This window comes from Streptomyces fulvoviolaceus (assembly GCF_000718165.1).
Classification (GTDB): domain Bacteria; phylum Actinomycetota; class Actinomycetes; order Streptomycetales; family Streptomycetaceae; genus Streptomyces; species Streptomyces fulvoviolaceus.
Genome location: NZ_JOEY01000076.1, coordinates 1 through 18,824, shown reverse-complemented (window position 1 = coordinate 18,824; position 18,824 = coordinate 1). Strand labels below are relative to the sequence as shown.

Genomic DNA, 18,824 nt, shown 5'->3' with positions numbered 1-18,824 from the left:
GGCGCGATGGCAACTCCGAGTGATCGCACGCCCCTTGCCGAGCTGGTCGAGGAACTCCTCGCCACGGACGGTCCGCTGCCGATCGTGGCGGCCGGCGAACCGGTGCTACGGCGCGCGACCGAGCCCTTCGACGGCCAGTTGGACGCCCCGCTGCTCGCCCGTTTCGTCGAGGCCCTGCGCATCACCATGCACGCGGCGCCGGGCGTGGGCCTCGCCGCCCCCCAGGTGGGTGTGCCGCTGCGGATCGCGGTCATCGAGGACCCGGCGCCCGTGCCGGACGAGGTGCGGGTGGCGCGCGGACGGGCTCCGCAGCCGTTCCGGGTCCTGGTCAACCCGTCGTACGAGCCCGTCGGCACCGCCCGGGCCGCGTTCTTCGAGGGCTGTCTGAGTGTGCCGGGATGGCAGGCGGTGGTCGCTCGGCACGCCGAGGTCCGGCTGACCGGCGAGGACGAGCAGGGCCGCCCGGTGGACGAGGTGTTCACCGGCTGGCCCGCCCGCATCGTCCAGCACGAGACCGACCACCTCGACGGCATGCTGTACCTCGACCGGGCCGAACTCCGCTCACTGTCCTCGAACCAGGCGATGTCCGAGCGCTGGACGCAGCCGACGCCGGAGACGGCGGCCGCGTCCCTGGGCTTCGAGCTCCCCTGAGCAGTTCGGTTCGGCAGCGCCCTGAAGGGGCGCGGGGCCATGTCGATACGCGGCACCGCCGCGTGGGCGCGACCAGCCACGACGGCACCGCAGAGAACCGACGACACATCGCGGCCCCGCGGCGGAGCGGCATATCGACACAACCGGCGGAGCGCTCAGTTGTCCCGGTAAGCCTCCAGCAACCGCAGCCACACCTCACTGATCGTCGGATACGACGGAACCGCGTGCCACAGACGGCTGATCGGCACCTGCCCGGCGACCGCGATCGTCGCCGAGTGGATCAGCTCGCCGACGCCGGGGCCGACAAAGGTGACCCCGAGAAGGATCTCGCGTTCGAGGTCGACGACCATGCGGGCCCGGCCCCGGTAGCCCTCCCCGTACAGGCTCGCCCCGGAGACGTTGCCCAGTTCGTAGTCGACGGCACGGACCCGGTGGCCCGCCTGCTCGGCCTCCGCCAGGGAGAGGCCTACGGCGGCCGCCTCGGGGTCGGTGAAGACGACCTGCGGGACGGCCGCATGGTCGGCGGTGGCGGCGTGAGCTCCCCAGGGGTCGGACTCCAGCAACGGCACCCCGGAGGCGCGGGCAGCGATGGCGGCGCCTGCGATGCGCGCCTGGTACTTGCCCTGGTGGGTGAGCAGAGCACGGTGATTCACGTCGCCGACCGCGTACAGCCACTCGCTGCCGGTGACACGCAGACTGTCGTCCACCTCCAGCCATGAGCCCGGCTCGAGGCCGACGGTGTCCAGACCGATGTCGCCCGTGTGCGGGGCACGCCCCGTGGCGAAGAGGATCTCGTCGGCCTCGATGCGGTCGCCGGTGCCGGTGACGACCACGACCGTGCCGTTCTCACGGGTGACCGACTCGACCGAGGTACCGGTGCGCACGTCGGCACCCGCCCCGGCGAGCCCTTCGGTGACGAGTTCGCCGGCGAAGGGTTCCATGCGGTTCAGCAGGCCCTTGCCACGGACGAGGAGCGTGACCTGCGAGCCGAGGGCCTGCCAGGCGGTGGCCATCTCGGTGGCGACCACTCCCCCGCCGACCACGACCAGCCGCCCGGGGGCCGCCTTGGCACTGGTGGCCTCCCGGCTGGTCCACGGCCTGACGTCGGCGAGGCCCGGCAGGTCGGGCAGCACGGCCGTCGTACCGGTGCAGACGGCCACCGCGTGCCGTGCGGTCAGCACATGCCGTTCCCCGTCGGGCCCGGTGACCGTCACCGTGCGCTCTCCGGCGAGGCGGCCGTGGCCGCGGTACAGATCGGCGCCGATGGCGTCGAGCCACCCGACCTGGCCGTCGTCCTTCCAGTGGGAGGTGTACTCGTCCCGGCGGGCGAGGACCGCGGCCGCGTCGAGGGGACCCTGTACCGAGTCGCGCAGCCCGGGCAGGCGGCGCGCGTCCGCCTGGGCGATCACCGGTCGCAGCAGCGCTTTGCTGGGCATGCACGCCCAGTAGGAGCACTCCCCGCCGACCAGCTCGCTCTCCACGACCGCGGTGGACAGCCCGGCCGCGCGGGTGCGGTCGGCGACGTTCTCCCCCACGGGTCCGGCCCCGAGCACCACTACATCGTAGGCGGTGCACGCGATGTTTTCCGTTTCCGTCATGGGCCCAGTCTGGTGGGTGGTGTGCGCGGAGGCCACACGGGTACGCGCGCCGAATACGACGTGGAAGTGCAGTGGAATACACGGCCGACCGGCCGTGTTGTGCCGACGGCTTCGCTCCGAGACCAGGAAGAGGGATCACGCCATGAGCAGCACCGTGGAGCTCACCAAGGAGAACTTCGACGAGACGGTCACGGACAACGAGTTCGTCCTGATCGACTTCTGGGCGACCTGGTGCGGTCCGTGCCGCCAGTTCGCGCCGGTCTACGAGAAGGCCGCCGAGGAGAACCCCGACCTGGTGTTCGGCAAGGTGGACACCGAGGCGCAGCCGGAGCTGGCCGCCGCCTTCGGTATCCAGTCGATCCCGACGCTGATGATCGTGCGCGATCAGGTTGCCGTGTTCGCGCAGCCGGGCGCCCTGCCCGAATCCGCCTTGGCGGACGTCATCGGGCAGGCCCGCAAGCTGGACATGGACGAGGTTCGCAAGGCAGTGGAAGCCCAGCAGGCCCAGGCCGAGCAGGACGGCGAGTAGAGCCCTTCCCCTCTAGAAGGGGTACGTCGCCACGTCGCCGCGCACCGTCGTCCAGCGCACGTCGGTGAAGGCCTCCAGATTGGCCTCGCCGCCGAAGCGGGCGCCGGTGCCGGACGCGGCGATCCCGCCGAAGGGCGCCACCGCCTCGTCGTTCACGGTCTGGTCGTTGATGTGGACGATGCCGGTCGGGATCCGTTCGGCCAGGCCGAGGCCGCGGGCGGCGTCGCCGGTGACGATGCCGAGCGAGAGGCCGTAGGGGCCGTCCGTCGCGAGGGCCACCGCCTCGTCGACCGTGGTGAAGGACCGTACGGGCGCGACGGGACCGAACACCTCCTCCGCGTACGCGGGTGTGCTGCCGTCGAGGCCGGCGAGCACCGTCGGTCGGTAGAAGAGGTCCTCGTGGGTGCCGCCCGCGGCCAGCTTGGCGCCCTGCGCCGTGCTGGCCTCCACCAGGCCGTGCACCTTGGCGAGTTGGGCGGCGTCGATGATCGGGCCGAGGTGGACCTGCTCCCGGTTCGGGTCGCCGACGGCCAGTGAGTCGGCCTTCGCCGCGAGCCGCTCGACGTACTCCTCGTACAGCGAGTCATGGACGAGGTGGCGGCCCGTCGTCATGCAGATCTGGCCCTGGTGGAAGAAGGAACCCCACGCGGCCGTGGAGATGACGGCCTCGATGTCGGCGTCCTCCAGGACGATCAGGGCGGAGTTGCCGCCCAGTTCGAGGTGAGCGCGCTTCAGGTGGCGGCCGGCGGCCTCGCCGACGGCCCGGCCGGCCGCGGTCGATCCGGTGAAGGAGATGACCGGCACCCGCGGATCGGCGACGAGGGCCTGGCCGACGTCCGGGCCGCCCGGCAGCACGTGGAACAGGCCCTCGGGCAGCCCGGCCTCGGCGAAGATCGCAGCGAGGGAGAGACCACCGCAGACCGCCGTACGCGGGTCCGGCTTCAGGACGACCGCGTTGCCGAGGGCGAGGGCCGGGGCGACGGAGCGGATGGAGAGGATCAGCGGGGCGTTGAAGGGCGAGATCACGCCTACGACGCCGACCGGGACGCGCCGCGTGTACGACAGCCGGGGCGCCTCGCTGGGCAGGACCTGCCCGGCCGGGCGGGAGGCGAGGGCGGCCGCCTCGTAGCACTCCTGGGCGGCGACGTGCAGCTCGAACTCGGCCTTGCCCGGGATGGACCCGGACTCGCGGACGATCCACTCGCGCAGTTCGTCGGCGTGCGCGGCGAACAGGTCACCGGCCTTGCGCAGCACCCCGGCGCGGACGAAGTGAGGAACGCGGGCCCATTCGGCCTGGGCGGCGCGGGCGGCCTCCGCGGCCGTCTCGACATCCGCCGCGGAGGCGAGGGTGACGGTGGCGAGCGTGTCGCCGGTGGCGGGCTCGGTGACGGCGTACTCAGGGCCCGAAAGGGGGTGGGACTGCCACGACTTGGGGTCGAGGAACGACATGACGGCTCTCCGTTCGTTCACCGGTGGGACTCACAGGGGGAGCGGTAGTCCCGTGTAGTTCGCGGCCAGTTCGGCGGCCGCGTGGCGGGATGCGGTGATCCGGTGCAGCCGTGCGAGCTGCATCCGGCTCTCGAACGCATCCCCGTTTGGTTGAGCGTGCAACATCCTAGTCATGTCGTACGAGAATCGCGTGGCCTGCCACACACGGTCCAGGCACAACTCCGAGTAGCTGTCGAGGAGTTGTTCGGAACCTGTGCGGTGGAGTTCGGCGAAGGCACGGCCGAGGACACGGACGTCGGACACGGCGAGGTTGAGTCCCTTGGCACCGGTCGGCGGCACGATGTGGGCCGCGTCCCCGGCGAGCAGCAGACGGCCGTGACGCATCGGCTCGTGGACATGACTGCGCATCGGGGTCACGGACTTGGCGGTGATCGGGCCCCGGCCGAGGGTCCAGTCGGCGTCGATCGCGAAGCGGGCGGCGAGTTCGTCCCAGATGCGGTCGTCGGGCCAGTCGTCGGGCTCGGTGCCGTTGGGGACCTGGAGGTAGAGCCGGGAGACGGACGGCGAGCGCATGCTGTGCAGGGCGAAGCCGTTCTCCCCGCGAGCGTAGATCAACTCGTCGCAGGACGGCGCGACATCGGCGAGGACGCCGAGCCAGGAGTACGGGTAGTCGTGTGCGTACGTCCGGCTCGTCGCCGCCGGGAACGCGTCCCGGGAGATGCCGTGGAAGCCGTCGCAGCCGGCCACCCAGTCGCAGGTCAGCGTCTGCTCGCGGCCTTCGTGGAGGAACCGTACGACGGGCTGCTCGCTCTCCGGCTTCTCGACCGCGAGCGCCTGCGCCTCGAACAACAGCGGGGGTCCGTCGGCCAGTTGGAGGGCGACGAGGTCCTTCACGATCTCGGTCTGGGCGTAGATCGTGACCGTGCGGCCGCCGGTGAGGACCGGGAAGTCGATGTGGTGGCGTTCGCCGGCGAACCGCAGCTCGATGCCCTGGTGGACCAGCCCCTCGGCCTCCAGCCGAGCGGCCGCGCCGCACGCGCGCAGGGCGTCGACCGTGCCCTGCTCCAGCATGCCGGCGCGCTGGCGGTGTTCGACGTACTCCCGCGTCCTGGCCTCCAGGACCACGCAGTCGATGCCGACGCGGTGCAGCAGGCGGGCCAGGAGCAGTCCGGCGGGGCCGCCGCCGATGATGCCGACCGTCGTGCGCATGGCCCGCCTCCCTTGCGTCAGCTGGAGTCCCGGTGCACGACCGTGGCTCCCAGCACCTTGTGCGTCTCGGGCGCGGTGCCCGGGTCGCGCACCGCGCGGTCGACCAGTTCGGCGAGGTCACGGCCGGACGGCAGCTCGATGTGGACCGTGCTCAGCCGCGGTCGCAGCAGCCTCCCGAGCAGCAGGTCGTCAGCACCGATCATCGCCGTGTCCTCCGGGATGCGCACGCCCTCGTCCTGGAGCGCCCGCATCAGCAGCATCGCGTACTCGTCGTTGTACGTGAACACGGCGTCGAGGTCGAGATCCCGCCAGCGGGCGGCGAGCCGGACGGCAGCGCCCTCCTCGTAGGGCAGGGACAGCTCGGTCAGGGCGGCGTCCGTGTCGCGCAGGGCTCGGCGCACCCCGGCGAGGCGGGGCAGGGAGAAGGCCTCGAGGCCCGCCTCCTCGGGCACGACGACCCCGATACGGCGCCGGCCGCGGGCGTAGAGATGGGTACCGGCGCAGTGGCCGACGCCCTCGTGGTCCATGAGCAGGGCGTGGGCGCCCTCGACGGACTCGGGGCCGAGGGTGACCACGGCCCGGGCGCCGGAGCGCTTGAGCACCGCCACCCCCTGCGGACCGAGCCCGAAGCCGGGCACCAGGACGGCGACCGGGCGCAGTTCGGCCCAGGCCCGGGCGGCCTCGTCGTCGTGCAGTCCGACGGTGCCGTACTGGACGACGGTGTAGTCGAGGCGGCCGAGCGCCCACTGGAGTTCGTTGATGAACTGGCTGTAGAGCGGGCCGACGGGGATGGCCGGGGCGGGCATCAGGACCATACGGCTGTGCCCGGCGCGCAGGCTGCGGGCCGCCGCGTGCGGCACGTACCCGAGCTCTTTCGCGGCCTCGTGGACGCGGCGGCGCGTGGGCTCGCTGATCCGGACGGCGCTGGTGTTGTTGAGGACGTAGGAGACGGTCGCGCGCGAGACGCCGGCCAGGCGGGCCACATCGGCGCTCGTGGGCACGGAGCGCGGCGCGGAGGACGTGGGCGCGGGCGTGTTCTGTATCTGCACCATGACGGTCGTCATCTTTGCAGAAGCTGTGAAGGTGTCCCCGAGCGGGTCGGCCGCCCCAGGATGAGCGCAGCTCAGCGGGGCGGCTCGGTACGGGTGACGCGGGCGACCAGGTCCACCCAGCCCGCCTCCAGCCTCTCCATGGGTACGCCGCACTGCCGGGTCAGGTGGTGGACGAGGGCGGGGTCGAGATAGGCCAGGAGCGTGTGGGCGAGGAGCTCACAGTCGGCGTCGGGCAGGATCTGCCGCAGCAGCATCGCGGCGTGCGTGTGCAGCGCCCGGAGCGAGGGGTGGGAGAAGCGGCGGGTCGGCTCCGTCTGGGCGGCCAGCAGCAGGTCCAGCTGCTCGACCGAGCGGTACAGCATCGCCACGCCGAGGGCCCTCAGCCGGTCCACCGGCGGTGCCCCGGGCCCCAGCGGCGGGGGGCCGCCGAGGAAGTCGGCCTGGAGCTTGTGCGTGGAGTGGTCCAGCAGCGCCATCAGCAGTCCGGTGCGGTCGCCGAAACGGCGGAAGACCGTGCCCTTACCCACCCCGGCCGCAGTGGCCACCGCCTCCATGGTGACCCCGGCCACACCGTGCTCCGCGATCAGCCGGGCGGCCGCCTCCAGCAGCCGTGCGCGGTTGCGGGCCGCGTCGGCGCGCAGGCAGGGCTCCTCGGGGGCGGAGCCGACCTCCAGCAACTGGGGCGCTTCGAAGGGCTCCTGAGGCTTCGGGAAGGGCGGCAGGGTGGCGGACATGAAGCCAGCGTAAAGCATCGGGAACAAAACTGGACCTCGGTCCGGTTAGGGTGCTAGAACATTAAACGGACCCCGGTCCGGAACATTACGGCAGTGTTTCAGCACCCCTGGAGATTCGCATGTCTGTTCGCATTCTCGCGCTCGTCGGAAGCCTTCGAGCCGGCTCGCACAACCGTCAGCTCGCCGAGGCGGCCGTCAAGCTCGCTCCCGAGGGCGCCGACGTCGTGATCTACGAGGGTCTGGCCGACATCCCGTTCTACAACGAGGACATCGACGTCGAGGGCGACGTCCCGGCGGCCGCCGCCAAGCTGCGTGAGGCCGCCCAGGCCTCCGACGCGTTCCTGCTGTTCTCCCCCGAGTACAACGGCACCATCCCGGCCGTGCTCAAGAACGCCATCGACTGGCTGTCCCGTCCGTACGGCGCCGGCTCCTTCGCCGGCAAGCCGACCGCCGTGCTCGGCACCGCCTACGGCCAGTTCGGCGGCGTATGGGCGCAGGACGAGACCCGCAAGTCCCTGGGCATCGCCGGCGCCAAGGTGCTGGAGGACGTCAAGCTGTCCATCCCGGGTTCCGTGGTCCGCTTCGCCGAGACACACCCGGCCGACGACGCCGAGGTCGCGGCCCAGCTGACCGAGGTCATCGCCCTGGTCCACGGCCACGCCGACGAGACGGCTGCCGCCTGATCCGACCGCAGGTCCCGGGGAGGGGCCGGAGCCCGACGTGGCTCCGGCCCCTCTTCCGCGTCAGGCCACCGCCGTCGGTGCCAGCTCCCGCAGTTCCAAGAGCGCGGCCGCCACCGCGGGCCGTTCATGACCGCCGCGACGGGTGCAGGTGAGCAGCTTGCGGTGCGGGTTGCCCGTGCAGCGCACCCGCACGATCGGCAGGTGCGGGGTCAGCTGGGCGAGGCGCGGGATCAGCGCGACACCGAGCCGGTGGGCGACGAGGTGGGCGGTGACGTTCCAGTCCAGGGCGTGGTGGACGACGTCCGGAGTGAATCCGGCCGCGCCGCACGCCGACCGCACGTGGGGGCTGCAGGGGCTGTCCGGCACAGGGGCGATCCAGTCCTCGCGCGCCGCCTCCGCGAGGTCCACGCGGTCCCGCCCGGCCAGTGGATGGTCCTCGGGTACGACCAGGTCGAACGGGTCGTCCAGGAGCGACTGTTGGTCATAGCGCGCGTCGCTCAGCGGCGGGTTGCGCGGGGTCGCCTCCACGACCGCCAGATCGATCTCCCCCTCGAAGAGCAGGTCGAAGCTCTCCTGCACGCCCAACTCCTGGATGCTGACGGCCAGTCGACGGTGCCGCTCGCGCAGCCGGACCGCCATCGGGGCCAGCAGCACCGAGATGGCCACCGGGAAACCGCTCACACGCAGCGGGCCCGCCGGCTCACCGTGGTCCGCGCGCAGATCCAGCTCTGCCAGTTCCCAGCGGGCCTGGATGGCGTCGGCGTGCGCGAGCAGGCTCTCGGCGGCCGAGGTCAGCCGTACTCCTCGCCCCTGCGGTTCCAGAAGATCCACGCCCAGGTCGCGGGCCAGTTGGCGGATCTGCTGGGAGGCGGCGGACGGGGTGAAGTGCAGGGCCTGGGCGGCGGCGGTGACCGTGCCGTAGTGGGAGACCGCCCTGAGGACATGCAGTCGGCGCAGGTCAATCATGAAGCCCACGCTTCAAGGTGAGGTCCAGAAAGTCAACCTGGACGTGTACGAAGACTTCGCTGCACCCTGGCTGTGTCGCGACGGACGACCAGTCACCGGACCAGAGGAGTTGCCATGACCAGCACGACCGGTGTCGTCTGCCCGCACTGCGGTTGGCCGGACGACGCCGAGCCCTTCCAGGTGGTGTCCCGGCACGGCACGGCCGAGGGCCGTACCGTGTGGACCCGTTGCGGCTGCGGCTCGTTGCAGGTCCGGGTGGTCGACGGCCGCGGGGTGCGGGTCGTGTCCCGCAGCCGTCCGGCCGCCGTCGCTCAGTCGAGTCCCGCCAGCCGCTGAACGGCAGGGGCGACGAAGCGTTCGATCCACTCGGCGGGCGCCCCGATGCGCGGGGCGAGGATCACCGTGTCGATGCCGAGTTTGGTGTAGCCCGTGATGTCCCGGGTGAAGGCGTCGAGGTCGCCCTCGGTGGCCGGCTCGCCCGTGTACGCGACGGTCTTGCGGATCTCGTCGTAGTCGCGGCCCACGGTGTCGCAGTGGCCGCGCAGCACGTCGAGCTTGTGCGTGACCTCCTCGGGCGAGGTGGCGAACAGGTTGCACGCGTCGCCGTACTCGGCGACCAGCCGGAGGGTCTTCTTCTCCCCGCCGCCGCCGATCATGATCTCCGGATGCGGGCTGCTGACCGGTGCCGGGACGCACAGGGTCTCGGCGAGCCGGTGGTGCTCGCCCTCGAAGGGGCCGTTCGCCGCCGGGTCCCACATCTGCAGACAGATCCGCAGGGTCTCCTCCAGCCGCTCGAAGCGCTCCGCGAGCGGCGGGAACGGCACGCCGAGCCCTTCGTGTTCCCGGTCGTACCAGGCCGCCCCGATACCGAGGGTGGCCCGGCCGCCGGACAGCACGTCGAGCGTGGTGGCGATCTTGGCGAGCAGTCCGGGGTGGCGATACGTCACTCCGGTCACCAGCGCGCCGAGCCGGACCGTGGAGGTGTGGGCCGCGAGGAAGCCGAGGGTCGTGTAGGCCTCCAGCATGGGGTCCTCGGCGCGGTCGTTGAACTCCATCTGGAAGTAGTGGTCCATGACCGACAGCCAGGCCACTTGGGCCGCCTCGGCCGCGGTGCCCGCCGCGGCGAGTTCGGCCCCGAGAACGGGACCGCCCCCGGGGTGGTCGAACCGGTTGATGTGCACGCCCACGCGCATGTCAGTCTCCGTTCACCGGGGCCTTCGCCGACCTTGGTGACGCTAGAACTTCGAGCGCTCTCGAAGTCAAGCGACGCGTTCGGCCTCGGCCTTCGCCTGCTCCTCCTGCTCCTCCTGCTCCTCCTGCTCCTCCTGCTTCTTCGCGGCCCTGAGGCTGGTCAGCGTGGTGACCGTCAGGACGAGCACGATGAAGCCGAGCGAGAAGGGAATGCTGATCTCGGGGACGTGGACCCCGGACTCGTGCAGAGCGTGCAGCACCAGTTTGACGCCGATGAAGCCCAGGATGATCGACAGGCCGTAGCTGAGGTGGACCAGCTTCCTGAGCAGGCCGCCGATGAGGAAGTACAGCTGCCTGAGGCCCATCAGCGCGAAGGCGTTGGCCGTGAAGACGATGTACGGGTCCTGAGTCAGGCCGTAGATGGCGGGGATGGAGTCCAGGGCGAACAGGACGTCGGTGGAACCGATCGCGAGCATCACGACCAGCATCGGGGTCATGATCCGCTTGCCGTTCTCCGTGATGAACAGCTTGGTGCCGTGGTAGCGGTCGGCCACGCCGAAACGCTTCTCCACCGCCTTCAGCAGCTTGTTCTCCTCGTACTCCTCGTCGTGCCCCTCCTTGCGTGCATCCTGGACCAGCTTCCAGGCGGTCCAGATCAGGAAGGCGCCGAAGAGGTAGAACACCCAGGAGAAGGCGGAGATGATCGCCGCTCCGGCCGCGATGAAGCCGGCACGCAGCACCAGGGCCATGACGACCCCGACCATCAGCACCCGCTGCTGGTACTGCGAGGGCACCGCGAACTTGCCCATGATCAGCACGAAGACGAAGAGGTTGTCGACGCTCAGCGACTTCTCGGTGACGTATCCGGCGAAGAACTCCCCCGTGGGCTTGCCCCCGCCGAAAAGGAACAGTCCGAGCCCGAACAGACAGGCCAGGACGACCCAGACGACCGTCCAGATCCCGGCTTCCTTGACCGACACGTCGTGCGGTTTTCGGCCGATGAAGAAGTCCGCGCCGACCAGCGCGCACAGGGCTGCGATGGTCACCAGCCAGACGGAGAGGGAAACGTTCACGGGTGCTCCTGGTACATGGGGGGTCTCGACAGCGTTGTCACCATCGGCAATCCTTTCCACCGACAGACGGTGAACAAAAGGTCATGTCATGGCAAGGAAGTGCAGGTCACGACAGGCCGGGGCGGAAGACGGGGGCACCACCCGCCGGACGGCGGGCAGGTTCCGCCGTCCGGCGGCATCCCGAACGGCCGTCTGTGCGCGGATCATCGCTCCACGAGCCGCCGCGTCCCGCGTCAGGAGAAGCCATGTCCCAGGTCCCGCCCCCGTTCGACCCCGAGCTCGCCGCCGCCCTCGATCTGATCAAGGAAGTGGTGTCGCCCGGCCTCACCCTGGACGAGATCGACATGGTCCGGCAGGGGCCCGGCATCCAGATGCTGGCCGATCTGGACCTGACCCTCGGCGGGTTCTTCGAGGTCGAGGACCGGTCGGTGCCGGGGCCCGAGGGCGCTCCCGACATCTCGCTGCTGATCGCCCGTCCCGCCGCCCCGGCGCCCGCGGACACAGCGCGGCCCGTCGTCTACCACGTCCACGGCGGCGGCCTGGTCATCGGCAACAACCGGGTCGGGGTGGACGGCCCGCTGGCCTGGGCGAAGGAGCTGGACGCGGTCGTGGTGTCGGTGGAGTACCGGCTGGCGCCCGAGCATCGGTATCCCGCCGCGATCGAGGACGTCTACGCGGGACTCGTGTGGACCGCGGAACACGCCGCGGAACTCGGCGCCGACCCGGAGCGGATCGTCCTCGCGGGTGCCAGCGCGGGCGGGGGCCTGTCCGCAGCCCTGGCCCTGCTCACCCGGGACCGCAAGGGCCCGCAGCCCGTCGGCCAGCTGCTGATGTGCCCGATGCTGGACGACCGCAACGACACCCCGTCCGCCCATCAGATGGCCGGGCTCGGCGTCTGGGACCGTACGGCCAACGAGACCGGCTGGACGGCGCTGCTCGGTGAGCTGCGCGGCGGTCCGGACGTGTCCGCGTACGCGGCGCCGGCCCGGGCCGAGGACCTGTCCGGGCTGCCCCCGGCCTTCCTCGACGTGGGCTCCGCGGAGACCTTCCGGGACGAGGCCGTCGCCTACGCCTCCCGGATCTGGCAGGCCGGCGGAGTGGCCGAACTGCACGTGTGGCCCGGCGGCTTCCACGGCTTCGACGGCTTCGCCCCCCAGGCAGCACTCTCGCAGGCGGCCCGGGCGGCTCAACTGGCGTGGCTGCGCAGGCTGCTGGGGAACTGAGCGCTGAGCCCCGGACACGGTCGTCGACTTCGTGCACCGCGCGGTCGACCTACCGGAGGGCACCGTGCAGAGAGCAGAGAGCTGCGAACCTGACGGCGGACACCCCCGCCGTCAGGCGCGGTGTTCACCAACTGATTCCGGCACCGACCGGCAGGTGGTCGCTGCCGGTGGCCGGCAGCACCCACGAACTGTCCGGCTCCACTCCCCTGACCAGGATCTGGTCGATCCGCGCCACCGGGAACTTCGCCGGCCAAGTGAAGCCGAAGCCGTCCCCGGCCGTGTCCTGGGCCGAGTGCAGCTGTGAGGTGATGCCGGCGAAAGCGCGGTCGTCCATGGTGCCGTTCAGGTCGCCGAGCAGCACCACCCGCTTGCTCCGCTCGGCGGCGATGGCCTTGCCGAGCGCCTGCGCGTTTCTGTCCCGGCTGTCCGTCCAGAAGCCCGTCCTGGGAGTCACGCGTACGGACCCGAGGTGGGCCACATACACCGCCAGCGGCCCGTGGTCCGTGGTCACCGTGGCGCGTAGCGCCCGGTTGTAGGCCAGCTTGACCTCGGCGGGCTTGGTGTCCCCCAGCGGCCCGACGTCCTGCTCGATGTCGACCGGCCGGGTGTCCGACAGCGGCAGCTTGCTCCACAGCCCGACCGTGCCCTGCACCGTGTGGTACCGGTATGTCTTCGCCAGCTCCGTCTCGTACGTGCCCCGGTCCTGCTCGGTGATCTCCTCCAGCGCCAGCACGTCCGCACCGGAGGCGGCCAGGTCGCGGGCGGTGCCGGCCGGGTCGGGGTTGTCGGCGCCGACGTTGTGGCCGGCCACGGTGAGGTCGCTGCCTGAGTGGGACTTGTCGCCGAGCAGCCCGCCGAAGAGGTTCAGCCACACCGTGACCGGCAGCAGCAGCGCGGCCACCGCGGAGGCGGAGCGGCGCCAGAGCGCCCCGGCCAGCAGCACCGGGACGAACAGGCCGAACCAGGGCAGGAGGGTCTCCACCAGGCTGCCGATGTTCCCGATCCGGTTCGGGATCTTCGCGTGCAGCAGCATGAGCAGGCCAAGGAGCAGCGCCAGCGCCGCGAGCACCAGGCCGCGCTTCCAGGGCCCCGGCCGGGAGGCGAGGCGGATCGCCCGGTGGATGGGCGCGTGCCAGGTCCCGGCGCCGGTATCGTCGCGGTCGGCGTCGTCCTGTCCGGTCTCCGCCGTGTCCACCTGCGTCATCGTCCGTCCTCGCTCACTGCCGGTCACTGCTGCATCCTCGGGTCCTGGGTGGGGTCGGCATACATGTGCGGGCAACCACGATCGATCGCTTCGGGGCGCAGTTCGTAGTGCCAGGGTTCGTTCCGGTAGATCTGGCACAGCCCGTACTCGGCGCCATGCTCGGACAGCCAGGCCGTCGCATCGGAGTGCCCGATGTCGACCGCGTCCCCCGACACGTGAGGAGACGTCGCCGCGGTGGCCACCCATCGGGCAGCCTCTTCTTCGGACCCGTACTCGGCGACCGCCTTGCCGAGAAGCTGATTCTGGTACGCCGGGGAACGCCAGCCGCTGGTGACATAGAAGGCGACTCCGTCGTCCCCGGCAGCCGTCGCAGCCTGGCGGAGGGCCTTGAGCAGAGCTGGATCGAGGTTGGCCACGGCCGGAATCGCGTCGTCGAAGACCGTCACGTCGTCGGGGACGGCACCGTCGGCCTCGCCGAGCGCACCACGGCGCTCAAGGTGAAAGGAATTCAGGGGTGCTGCGGCCGAGGGGGGCGAGGACTTCTGCACCTGGTAGCCGAGGGCTGTGGTGATCACTGCTAAGACGGCTAACAGGCCGACGGCAAGGAGCCATCGAATCCGGCGGGTCGGTGTCCGTGCCGATGGTGGGGTACGAGTCATGCCGCCAGTCAAGGCAGCGCGGTGTTGCCGGCACGTATGCGGTTTTCGATATGCCGACGATATGCGCCGACTCGTAGCCTCGAGAGCATGCGTGTGCTGATTGTCGAGGACGAGCCCTATCTGGCAGAAGCCATCCGCGATGGCCTGCGCCTGGAAGCGATCGCGGCCGACCTCGCAGGTGACGGCGACACCGCTCTGGAACTGCTGAGGATCAACATCTACGACATCGCCGTCCTCGACCGCGACATCCCCGGACCGTCCGGTGACGAGATCGCCAAACGCATCGTCGCGTCCGGCAGCGGCATGCCCATCCTCATGCTCACCGCAGCCGACCGTCTTGACGACAAGGCCTCCGGGTTCGAACTCGGCGCCGACGACTACCTCACGAAACCCTTCGAACTCCGAGAACTGGCGCTCAGGCTCAGAGCACTCGACCGCAGACGTGCCCACAACAGGCCGCCCGTACGAGAGATCGCAGGCCTGCGGCTGGACCCGTTCCGCAGAGAGGTCTACCGGGACGGCCGCTACGTCGCGCTGACCCGGAAGCAGTTCGCCGTGCTCGAAGTCCTCGCCGCTGCCGAAGGCGGTGTCGTCAGCGCCGAAGAGCTCCTGGAGCGGGCGTGGGACGAGAACGCCGATCCGTTCACCAACGCCGTGCGCATCACGGTCTCCGCCCTGCGCAAGCGCCTCGGCGAACCCTGGCTCATCGCCACCGTGCCGGGCGTCGGCTACCGCATCGACACGCAACCAGAGGCCGGACACGAGGGAGGCGCGCGTGGATAGGGCACCTGGGTTGAGCGTTCGCCTCAAACTCACCCTCAGCTACGCCGGATTCCTCATGCTTGCCGGTGCCTTGCTGCTCGCGGCGGTGTGGGTGTTCCTCCTGCGTTACGTCCCCGAGCGCGCGATGCTCACCAACGCCGATGAGGACCAGCTCAATGGTGTTTTTCCCATCCGGTCCGTCCTCCTGAACGTTTTCGCTCCGAGGGCGGCCGCAGTACTGGCGTTCCTGCTGGTGTTCGGCCTCATGGGAGGGTGGATCCTCGCCGGCCGGATGCTCGCCCCGCTGACCCGCATCACCGACGCCACCCGCATGGCCACGAGCGGATCACTCTCCCACCGCATCCGGCTGCCGGGCCGCAAAGACGAGTTCAGCGAACTCGCCGACGCCTTCGACACGATGCTGGCACGGCTCGAAGCACACGTCGCCGAACAGCAGAGATTCGCAGCCAACGCCTCTCACGAGTTGCGCACCCCACTCGCGATCTCGAAGACACTTCTCGACGTGGCCCGCACCGATCCGAACCACGACACCGGCGAAATCATCGACCGCCTCCACGCCGTCAACACCCGCGCGATCGACCTCACCGAGGCGCTGCTCCTACTCAGCCGCGCCAACCAGCGGTCCTTCACCCGAGAACACGTCGACCTGTCCCTCCTGGCGGAAGGAGCCACCGAAACACTCCTCCCCCTCGCGGAAAAGCGTGGCGTCACCATCGAGACCGGCGGCGACATCGCCCCCACGATCGGATCGCAGGCACTCCTGCTTCAGCTGACCACAAACCTCGTGCACAACGCGATCGTCCACAACCTGCCCGAACAGGGCACGGTGTGGGTGAACACCAGCGTCCGCACCAGGACTGTGGTGCTCACTGTCGAAAACACTGGCGAAAAGCTCACCCCACAGCTGGCCTCAACACTCACCGAACCATTCCAGCGCGGCACCGAGCGCATACACACCGACCACGCAGGCGTCGGCCTCGGCCTGGCCATCGTCAAGAGCATCGCCCTCGCACACGACGGAACACTCACCCTCACCCCGCGCTCTGCCGGCGGGATGCACATCGCTGTGGAACTACCCGCGGCGTCCCCGCACACCGGCAGCGGCGCCGGGGCGTGAGGCGACGGAGGCAGGAACGGCGTTCTCGCAAACGCTCCTTTCCGGCCGACGCGGACGACGTCGAGCGGCCCCCTGCCCCCGGTGTGCGGCCGAGCCCGGCTCGCCGTGCCGCTCGCGCGGCGGCGCAGTCGCCGGGATCTGCCGCACCGGCCGGGTCAAGAAGGTGCCCCGCCTCGCCGAGAGGCTCCGGGAGCGGACTCCGGCCGACCGGGATCCGGGGCCGCCGCGGCGGCGCGGCACCCCCGCCGCCGGCACCCATCTCCCCGGACGCCCCAAGCGCGGACATTCGGGCCATGCCCCTGGATGTCCGGTGGGTCGACCGCAGGTCCGGCGCGGCTGGGCGCTGCCCGGCCCTCGGCTTCTCCCCCAGCGCGGCGGAGCCGCAATGCGCCCCTTGGGGCGCCGAACCGCACCGGCCCCCGCTCACAGCCGGTCCGGCGGATATCGCCGAGGACTCCTCCAAACCGCCCGCATAGCGCACCATGGGCGTATGAAAGAGCTGGCCGGACGCCTGACCGCGCTGGATCCGGACGCCGGTGCCGCCGTCCAGGTCATCGCCTACTTCGACCGCCTGTCCGAGGCACGGGCCGGTCTGGAGGCACTGGTGCGCGGGGCCGCGGTGCTGGCCGGGGTGCCGGCCCGGCTGACCGACACCGACCGGCGGGTCCATGTCCGCGTCGAGGCCGACGGCACGCGCCGGGACTCCACGCTCCCGCCGGATCCCGCCTGGCCGTCCACACCGCTGGCGCCCGGCGGCGCGGCGGCCCTGTGGCTGGAGCGGGCGGAGGCGGCGCCCAGCGTGGTCGACGCGGTCATCCTGGAGCGCGCCGCCGGCGCCGTACGCCTGGTCCTCGACCGCACGCGGGGCCGTGTCCCCGTCGACGATCCCGCACTGGTCGAGACGGTCCTGGACGCCACGGCCCCGGAGCCGGCCCGGCTGCACGCGGCTCGCCGGCTCGGGCTGGACCCCGCGGCGCCGGCTCGTGTCCTGGCCCCGCTCGACGGCCGGCCCCGGATCGTGCCCGCGCTCCCGGAGGCCGCGGCGCCCGCCGGCCGCGTCGGGGTGGGCCCCGCCGTCCCCGTGCTCGACCTGCCGCGGTCCTGTGCCGCCGCCCGCACCGCCCTGCGGTTCACGGCGGAGGGCACCGCGCAGGATCCGGGTCAGTGCGTCGTGCACGCCGACGAGCTGGGCGGCATCGCCCTCCTGGCCGACCTCGTCGCGCCGGGTACGGAGCCGCCGCCCGACGTCCACGCCCTGGAGGCGGCCGGTGCGGCCACGCCCTGGCTGCTGGCCACGCTGCACGCCGTCGCCTCGACGGCGAGCCTGCGCGCGGCCGCCGCCGAGATCAACGTCCACCACTCCACGCTCCAGGACCGGCTGTCCCACGCCGAGCACCTGCTGGGCTGGCCACTGCGCACACCCCAAGGGCGGCTCAGACTGCAACTGGCCCTGACGATGCGGCACTTGGCACGGCCGTAGCAGTGGTACGGCCATGACCGTCAGCGGAACTCGTGCACCACCTGGATCTCGCCGACGAGGTGGGCGTTGAACTCGTCGAGCTCCTCGGCGGGTACCCACAGTTCGAGGATCGTCCGCCCGCCCGCCTGCTGTACGGGGTATCGGCTCACGAACTCCGTGTCGATCTCGAAACGGGTGACGAAACCGGCGCCGTCGTGCTTGACGTTCCAGTCCCGCGCGATCTTGATGGCGTAGTCCTCGTTGAGCACCGGGTAGAAGATCGTCTGCTCGGGCAACCGGGGCGGCCAGGCACGCCAGTTGAGCTCCCGGACCAGGTCCAGCTCCTTAGGTCCGCTGGGGCGCCACAGGGTCGTCGTCGGTCGCGGGCCGGGCATGGGACCACTCTCTGCAGGGGCGGCCGCCGGGTGCGGCCGATCGGGAGTGCGGACGATACCGGCGGGACAAGTGCACCGGCCATGGGGTTTTCGGGGCCGCGGACGGTACCGGCTCGCTACCGGAGTGCGAAGGACGCCCGCTGCCCCCACTCGGCGCCGTCGAAGACCACGAGATCGACCGACGACACCCGGGCCGTGAAGGGCAGACCGGGGCGAAGACCCGCCTCCGCCTCGTCCAGGACGGTGTCGTCCTGCCCCTGCGCGACGGTCAGATGCGGGACGATTCCGGCGCCGAACTTGCCGCCGTACGGCGGGGTTTGCGGCCACCGGCCGACGACCGCCTCGGTGAGCCGGCGGAACGGCACGTCCGGGACGGGGGCGAGGTACAGCACCCCGGGAAACCGTCCGCAGCTCTCGAAGCGGACCTCGAAGGACTCGTGCCGCCCGACCGTCTCGGCGAGGGCGGCGCACGCGTCGTCGTCGATGAGGGACGCGTGCAGGAAGGGGAAGAGCACGGTCACATGGGCCGGGACACCGGCTCGGGCCGCGGGGTCGAGGCCGTCGCGCCATGTCCGGACCGCCGGTTCGGCCTCGGGGATCCTGACGACGAGGCCCGACTGTCCTGCCTGGAATCCGCTGGAGTCTTCCGTCACCGCATGTGTGTAACACAGCGACATCCCTTGCGCACGCGCCTTACATGCTCCAGCTGACTATTTCAAAGGTGCCCTATCCTGGATGCCAGCCACTTCGGGACGGAGGAAGCAGGCCCCATGACCGCCACAGACCCCGCACTCACCGCGCTCGCCCAGGGCTGGTGCGCGCTCTCCCTGCTGCACGGCAGGATCGAGG

20 protein-coding genes and 1 pseudogene are annotated in these 18,824 nt (G+C 71.0%); 9 read left to right on the top strand and 12 right to left on the bottom strand.

All coding sequences use genetic code 11. The features are described 5' to 3' along the window. The first annotated feature begins 6 nt into the window (after positions 1 to 6). Complete coding sequence (locus IG08_RS0148145; RefSeq protein ID WP_030619496.1) at positions 7 to 651, top strand: peptide deformylase; 645 nt, start codon at positions 7 to 9, stop codon at positions 649 to 651. 155 nt (positions 652 to 806) lie between these two features. Here the strand turns inward: IG08_RS0148145 and IG08_RS0148140 are convergent, their stop codons facing one another. Beyond that, positions 807 to 2,249 (bottom strand): dihydrolipoyl dehydrogenase family protein, encoded by a 1,443-nt coding sequence (locus tag IG08_RS0148140; RefSeq protein ID WP_030619493.1) that lies wholly within the window; start codon positions 2,247 to 2,249, stop codon positions 807 to 809. 142 nt (positions 2,250 to 2,391) lie between these two features. Between IG08_RS0148140 and trxA the strand changes: the two genes are divergently transcribed. Further along, a complete protein-coding gene (gene trxA, locus IG08_RS0148135) occupies positions 2,392 to 2,778 on the top strand; it encodes a thioredoxin (protein WP_030619491.1) in 387 nt (128 codons plus the stop codon). A gap of 12 nt (positions 2,779 to 2,790) precedes the next feature. Here trxA and IG08_RS0148130 read toward each other — a convergent pair whose 3' ends face one another. From IG08_RS0148130 to IG08_RS0148115, 4 genes are read right to left on the bottom strand one after another with little or no spacing between them, the layout of a single operon-like run. Beyond that, positions 2,791 to 4,227, bottom strand: a complete 1,437-nt coding sequence (locus IG08_RS0148130; protein ID WP_030619487.1) for a benzaldehyde dehydrogenase — start codon at positions 4,225 to 4,227, stop codon at positions 2,791 to 2,793. Positions 4,228 to 4,257: 30 nt separating this feature from the next. Further along, a complete protein-coding gene (locus tag IG08_RS0148125) occupies positions 4,258 to 5,436 on the bottom strand; it encodes a 4-hydroxybenzoate 3-monooxygenase (protein ID WP_030619484.1) in 1,179 nt (392 codons plus the stop codon). A gap of 17 nt (positions 5,437 to 5,453) precedes the next feature. Next, positions 5,454 to 6,500, bottom strand: a complete 1,047-nt coding sequence (locus IG08_RS0148120; RefSeq protein WP_030619482.1) for a LacI family DNA-binding transcriptional regulator — start codon at positions 6,498 to 6,500, stop codon at positions 5,454 to 5,456. A 59-nt stretch (positions 6,501 to 6,559) separates the two neighbouring features. Further along, positions 6,560 to 7,240 carry a TetR/AcrR family transcriptional regulator gene (locus IG08_RS0148115; protein WP_030619480.1) on the bottom strand — a complete coding sequence of 227 codons (681 nt, stop codon included), beginning with the start codon at positions 7,238 to 7,240 and terminating at the stop codon, positions 6,560 to 6,562. A 101-nt stretch (positions 7,241 to 7,341) separates the two neighbouring features. On the opposite strand from IG08_RS0148115, the gene IG08_RS0148110 reads away from it, so the two are divergent. Further along, a complete protein-coding gene (locus tag IG08_RS0148110; protein ID WP_030619478.1) occupies positions 7,342 to 7,905 on the top strand; it encodes an NAD(P)H-dependent oxidoreductase in 564 nt (187 codons plus the stop codon). A gap of 60 nt (positions 7,906 to 7,965) precedes the next feature. Here the strand turns inward: IG08_RS0148110 and IG08_RS0148105 are convergent, their stop codons facing one another. Further along, positions 7,966 to 8,871, bottom strand: a complete 906-nt coding sequence (locus IG08_RS0148105) for a LysR family transcriptional regulator (RefSeq protein WP_030619475.1) — start codon at positions 8,869 to 8,871, stop codon at positions 7,966 to 7,968. A 114-nt stretch (positions 8,872 to 8,985) separates the two neighbouring features. Between IG08_RS0148105 and IG08_RS0148100 the strand changes: the two genes are divergently transcribed. After that, positions 8,986 to 9,207 (top strand): hypothetical protein, encoded by a 222-nt coding sequence (locus IG08_RS0148100; RefSeq protein ID WP_030619474.1) that lies wholly within the window; start codon positions 8,986 to 8,988, stop codon positions 9,205 to 9,207. Here the strand turns inward: IG08_RS0148100 and IG08_RS0148095 are convergent. Both IG08_RS0148095 and IG08_RS0148090 read right to left on the bottom strand, forming a co-directional pair. Then, positions 9,183 to 10,064: an LLM class F420-dependent oxidoreductase gene (locus IG08_RS0148095; RefSeq protein WP_030619471.1), complete on the bottom strand. Its 882-nt coding sequence runs from the start codon at positions 10,062 to 10,064 to the stop codon at positions 9,183 to 9,185. The genes IG08_RS0148100 and IG08_RS0148095 overlap by 25 nt on opposite strands. 66 nt (positions 10,065 to 10,130) lie before the next feature. Beyond that, positions 10,131 to 11,135 (bottom strand): TerC/Alx family metal homeostasis membrane protein, encoded by a 1,005-nt coding sequence (locus IG08_RS0148090; RefSeq protein ID WP_030619467.1) that lies wholly within the window; start codon positions 11,133 to 11,135, stop codon positions 10,131 to 10,133. A gap of 245 nt (positions 11,136 to 11,380) precedes the next feature. Here IG08_RS0148090 and IG08_RS0148085 point away from each other — a divergent pair, with 245 nt between their 5' ends. Next, the gene (locus tag IG08_RS0148085; protein ID WP_030619465.1) at positions 11,381 to 12,358 is read left to right on the top strand and encodes an alpha/beta hydrolase; all 978 of its coding nucleotides are present in this window, start codon (positions 11,381 to 11,383) and stop codon (positions 12,356 to 12,358) included. A 124-nt stretch (positions 12,359 to 12,482) separates the two neighbouring features. Here the strand turns inward: IG08_RS0148085 and IG08_RS0148080 are convergent, their stop codons facing one another. Together IG08_RS0148080 and IG08_RS0148075 are read right to left on the bottom strand one after the other, a co-directional pair. Beyond that, positions 12,483 to 13,562 (bottom strand): endonuclease/exonuclease/phosphatase family protein, encoded by a 1,080-nt coding sequence (locus IG08_RS0148080; protein ID WP_030619461.1) that lies wholly within the window; start codon positions 13,560 to 13,562, stop codon positions 12,483 to 12,485. Between the two features lie 23 nt (positions 13,563 to 13,585). Beyond that, positions 13,586 to 14,221, bottom strand: a complete 636-nt coding sequence (locus IG08_RS0148075; protein WP_030619459.1) for a M15 family metallopeptidase — start codon at positions 14,219 to 14,221, stop codon at positions 13,586 to 13,588. 87 nt (positions 14,222 to 14,308) lie between these two features. Between IG08_RS0148075 and IG08_RS0148070 the strand changes: the two genes are divergently transcribed. The 3 genes from IG08_RS0148070 (at position 14,309) to IG08_RS0148060 (ending at position 17,601) form a co-directional block, all read left to right on the top strand. Further along, positions 14,309 to 15,004 (top strand): response regulator transcription factor, encoded by a 696-nt coding sequence (locus IG08_RS0148070; protein WP_030619456.1) that lies wholly within the window; start codon positions 14,309 to 14,311, stop codon positions 15,002 to 15,004. Continuing rightward, positions 14,997 to 16,121: a sensor histidine kinase gene (locus IG08_RS0148065; protein ID WP_030619454.1), complete on the top strand. Its 1,125-nt coding sequence runs from the start codon at positions 14,997 to 14,999 to the stop codon at positions 16,119 to 16,121. Before IG08_RS0148070 ends, IG08_RS0148065 begins: the two co-directional genes overlap by 8 nt. Before the next feature lie 490 nt (positions 16,122 to 16,611). Then, on the top strand, positions 16,612 to 17,601 hold the full coding sequence (locus tag IG08_RS0148060; protein WP_030619452.1) for a helix-turn-helix domain-containing protein: 990 nt from the start codon (positions 16,612 to 16,614) through the stop codon (positions 17,599 to 17,601). 20 nt (positions 17,602 to 17,621) lie between these two features. Here IG08_RS0148060 and IG08_RS0148055 read toward each other — a convergent pair whose 3' ends face one another. After that, positions 17,622 to 17,975, bottom strand: coding sequence for a hypothetical protein (locus IG08_RS0148055; RefSeq protein WP_030619450.1), 354 nt, complete (start codon positions 17,973 to 17,975; stop codon positions 17,622 to 17,624). A gap of 116 nt (positions 17,976 to 18,091) precedes the next feature. Continuing rightward, positions 18,092 to 18,628 carry a 2'-5' RNA ligase family protein gene (locus IG08_RS0148050; RefSeq protein ID WP_030619449.1) on the bottom strand — a complete coding sequence of 179 codons (537 nt, stop codon included), beginning with the start codon at positions 18,626 to 18,628 and terminating at the stop codon, positions 18,092 to 18,094. A 117-nt stretch (positions 18,629 to 18,745) separates the two neighbouring features. Here IG08_RS0148050 and IG08_RS62015 point away from each other — a divergent pair. After that, a pseudogene (locus IG08_RS62015) lies at positions 18,746 to 18,824 on the top strand (MarR family transcriptional regulator); the annotation flags it as partial.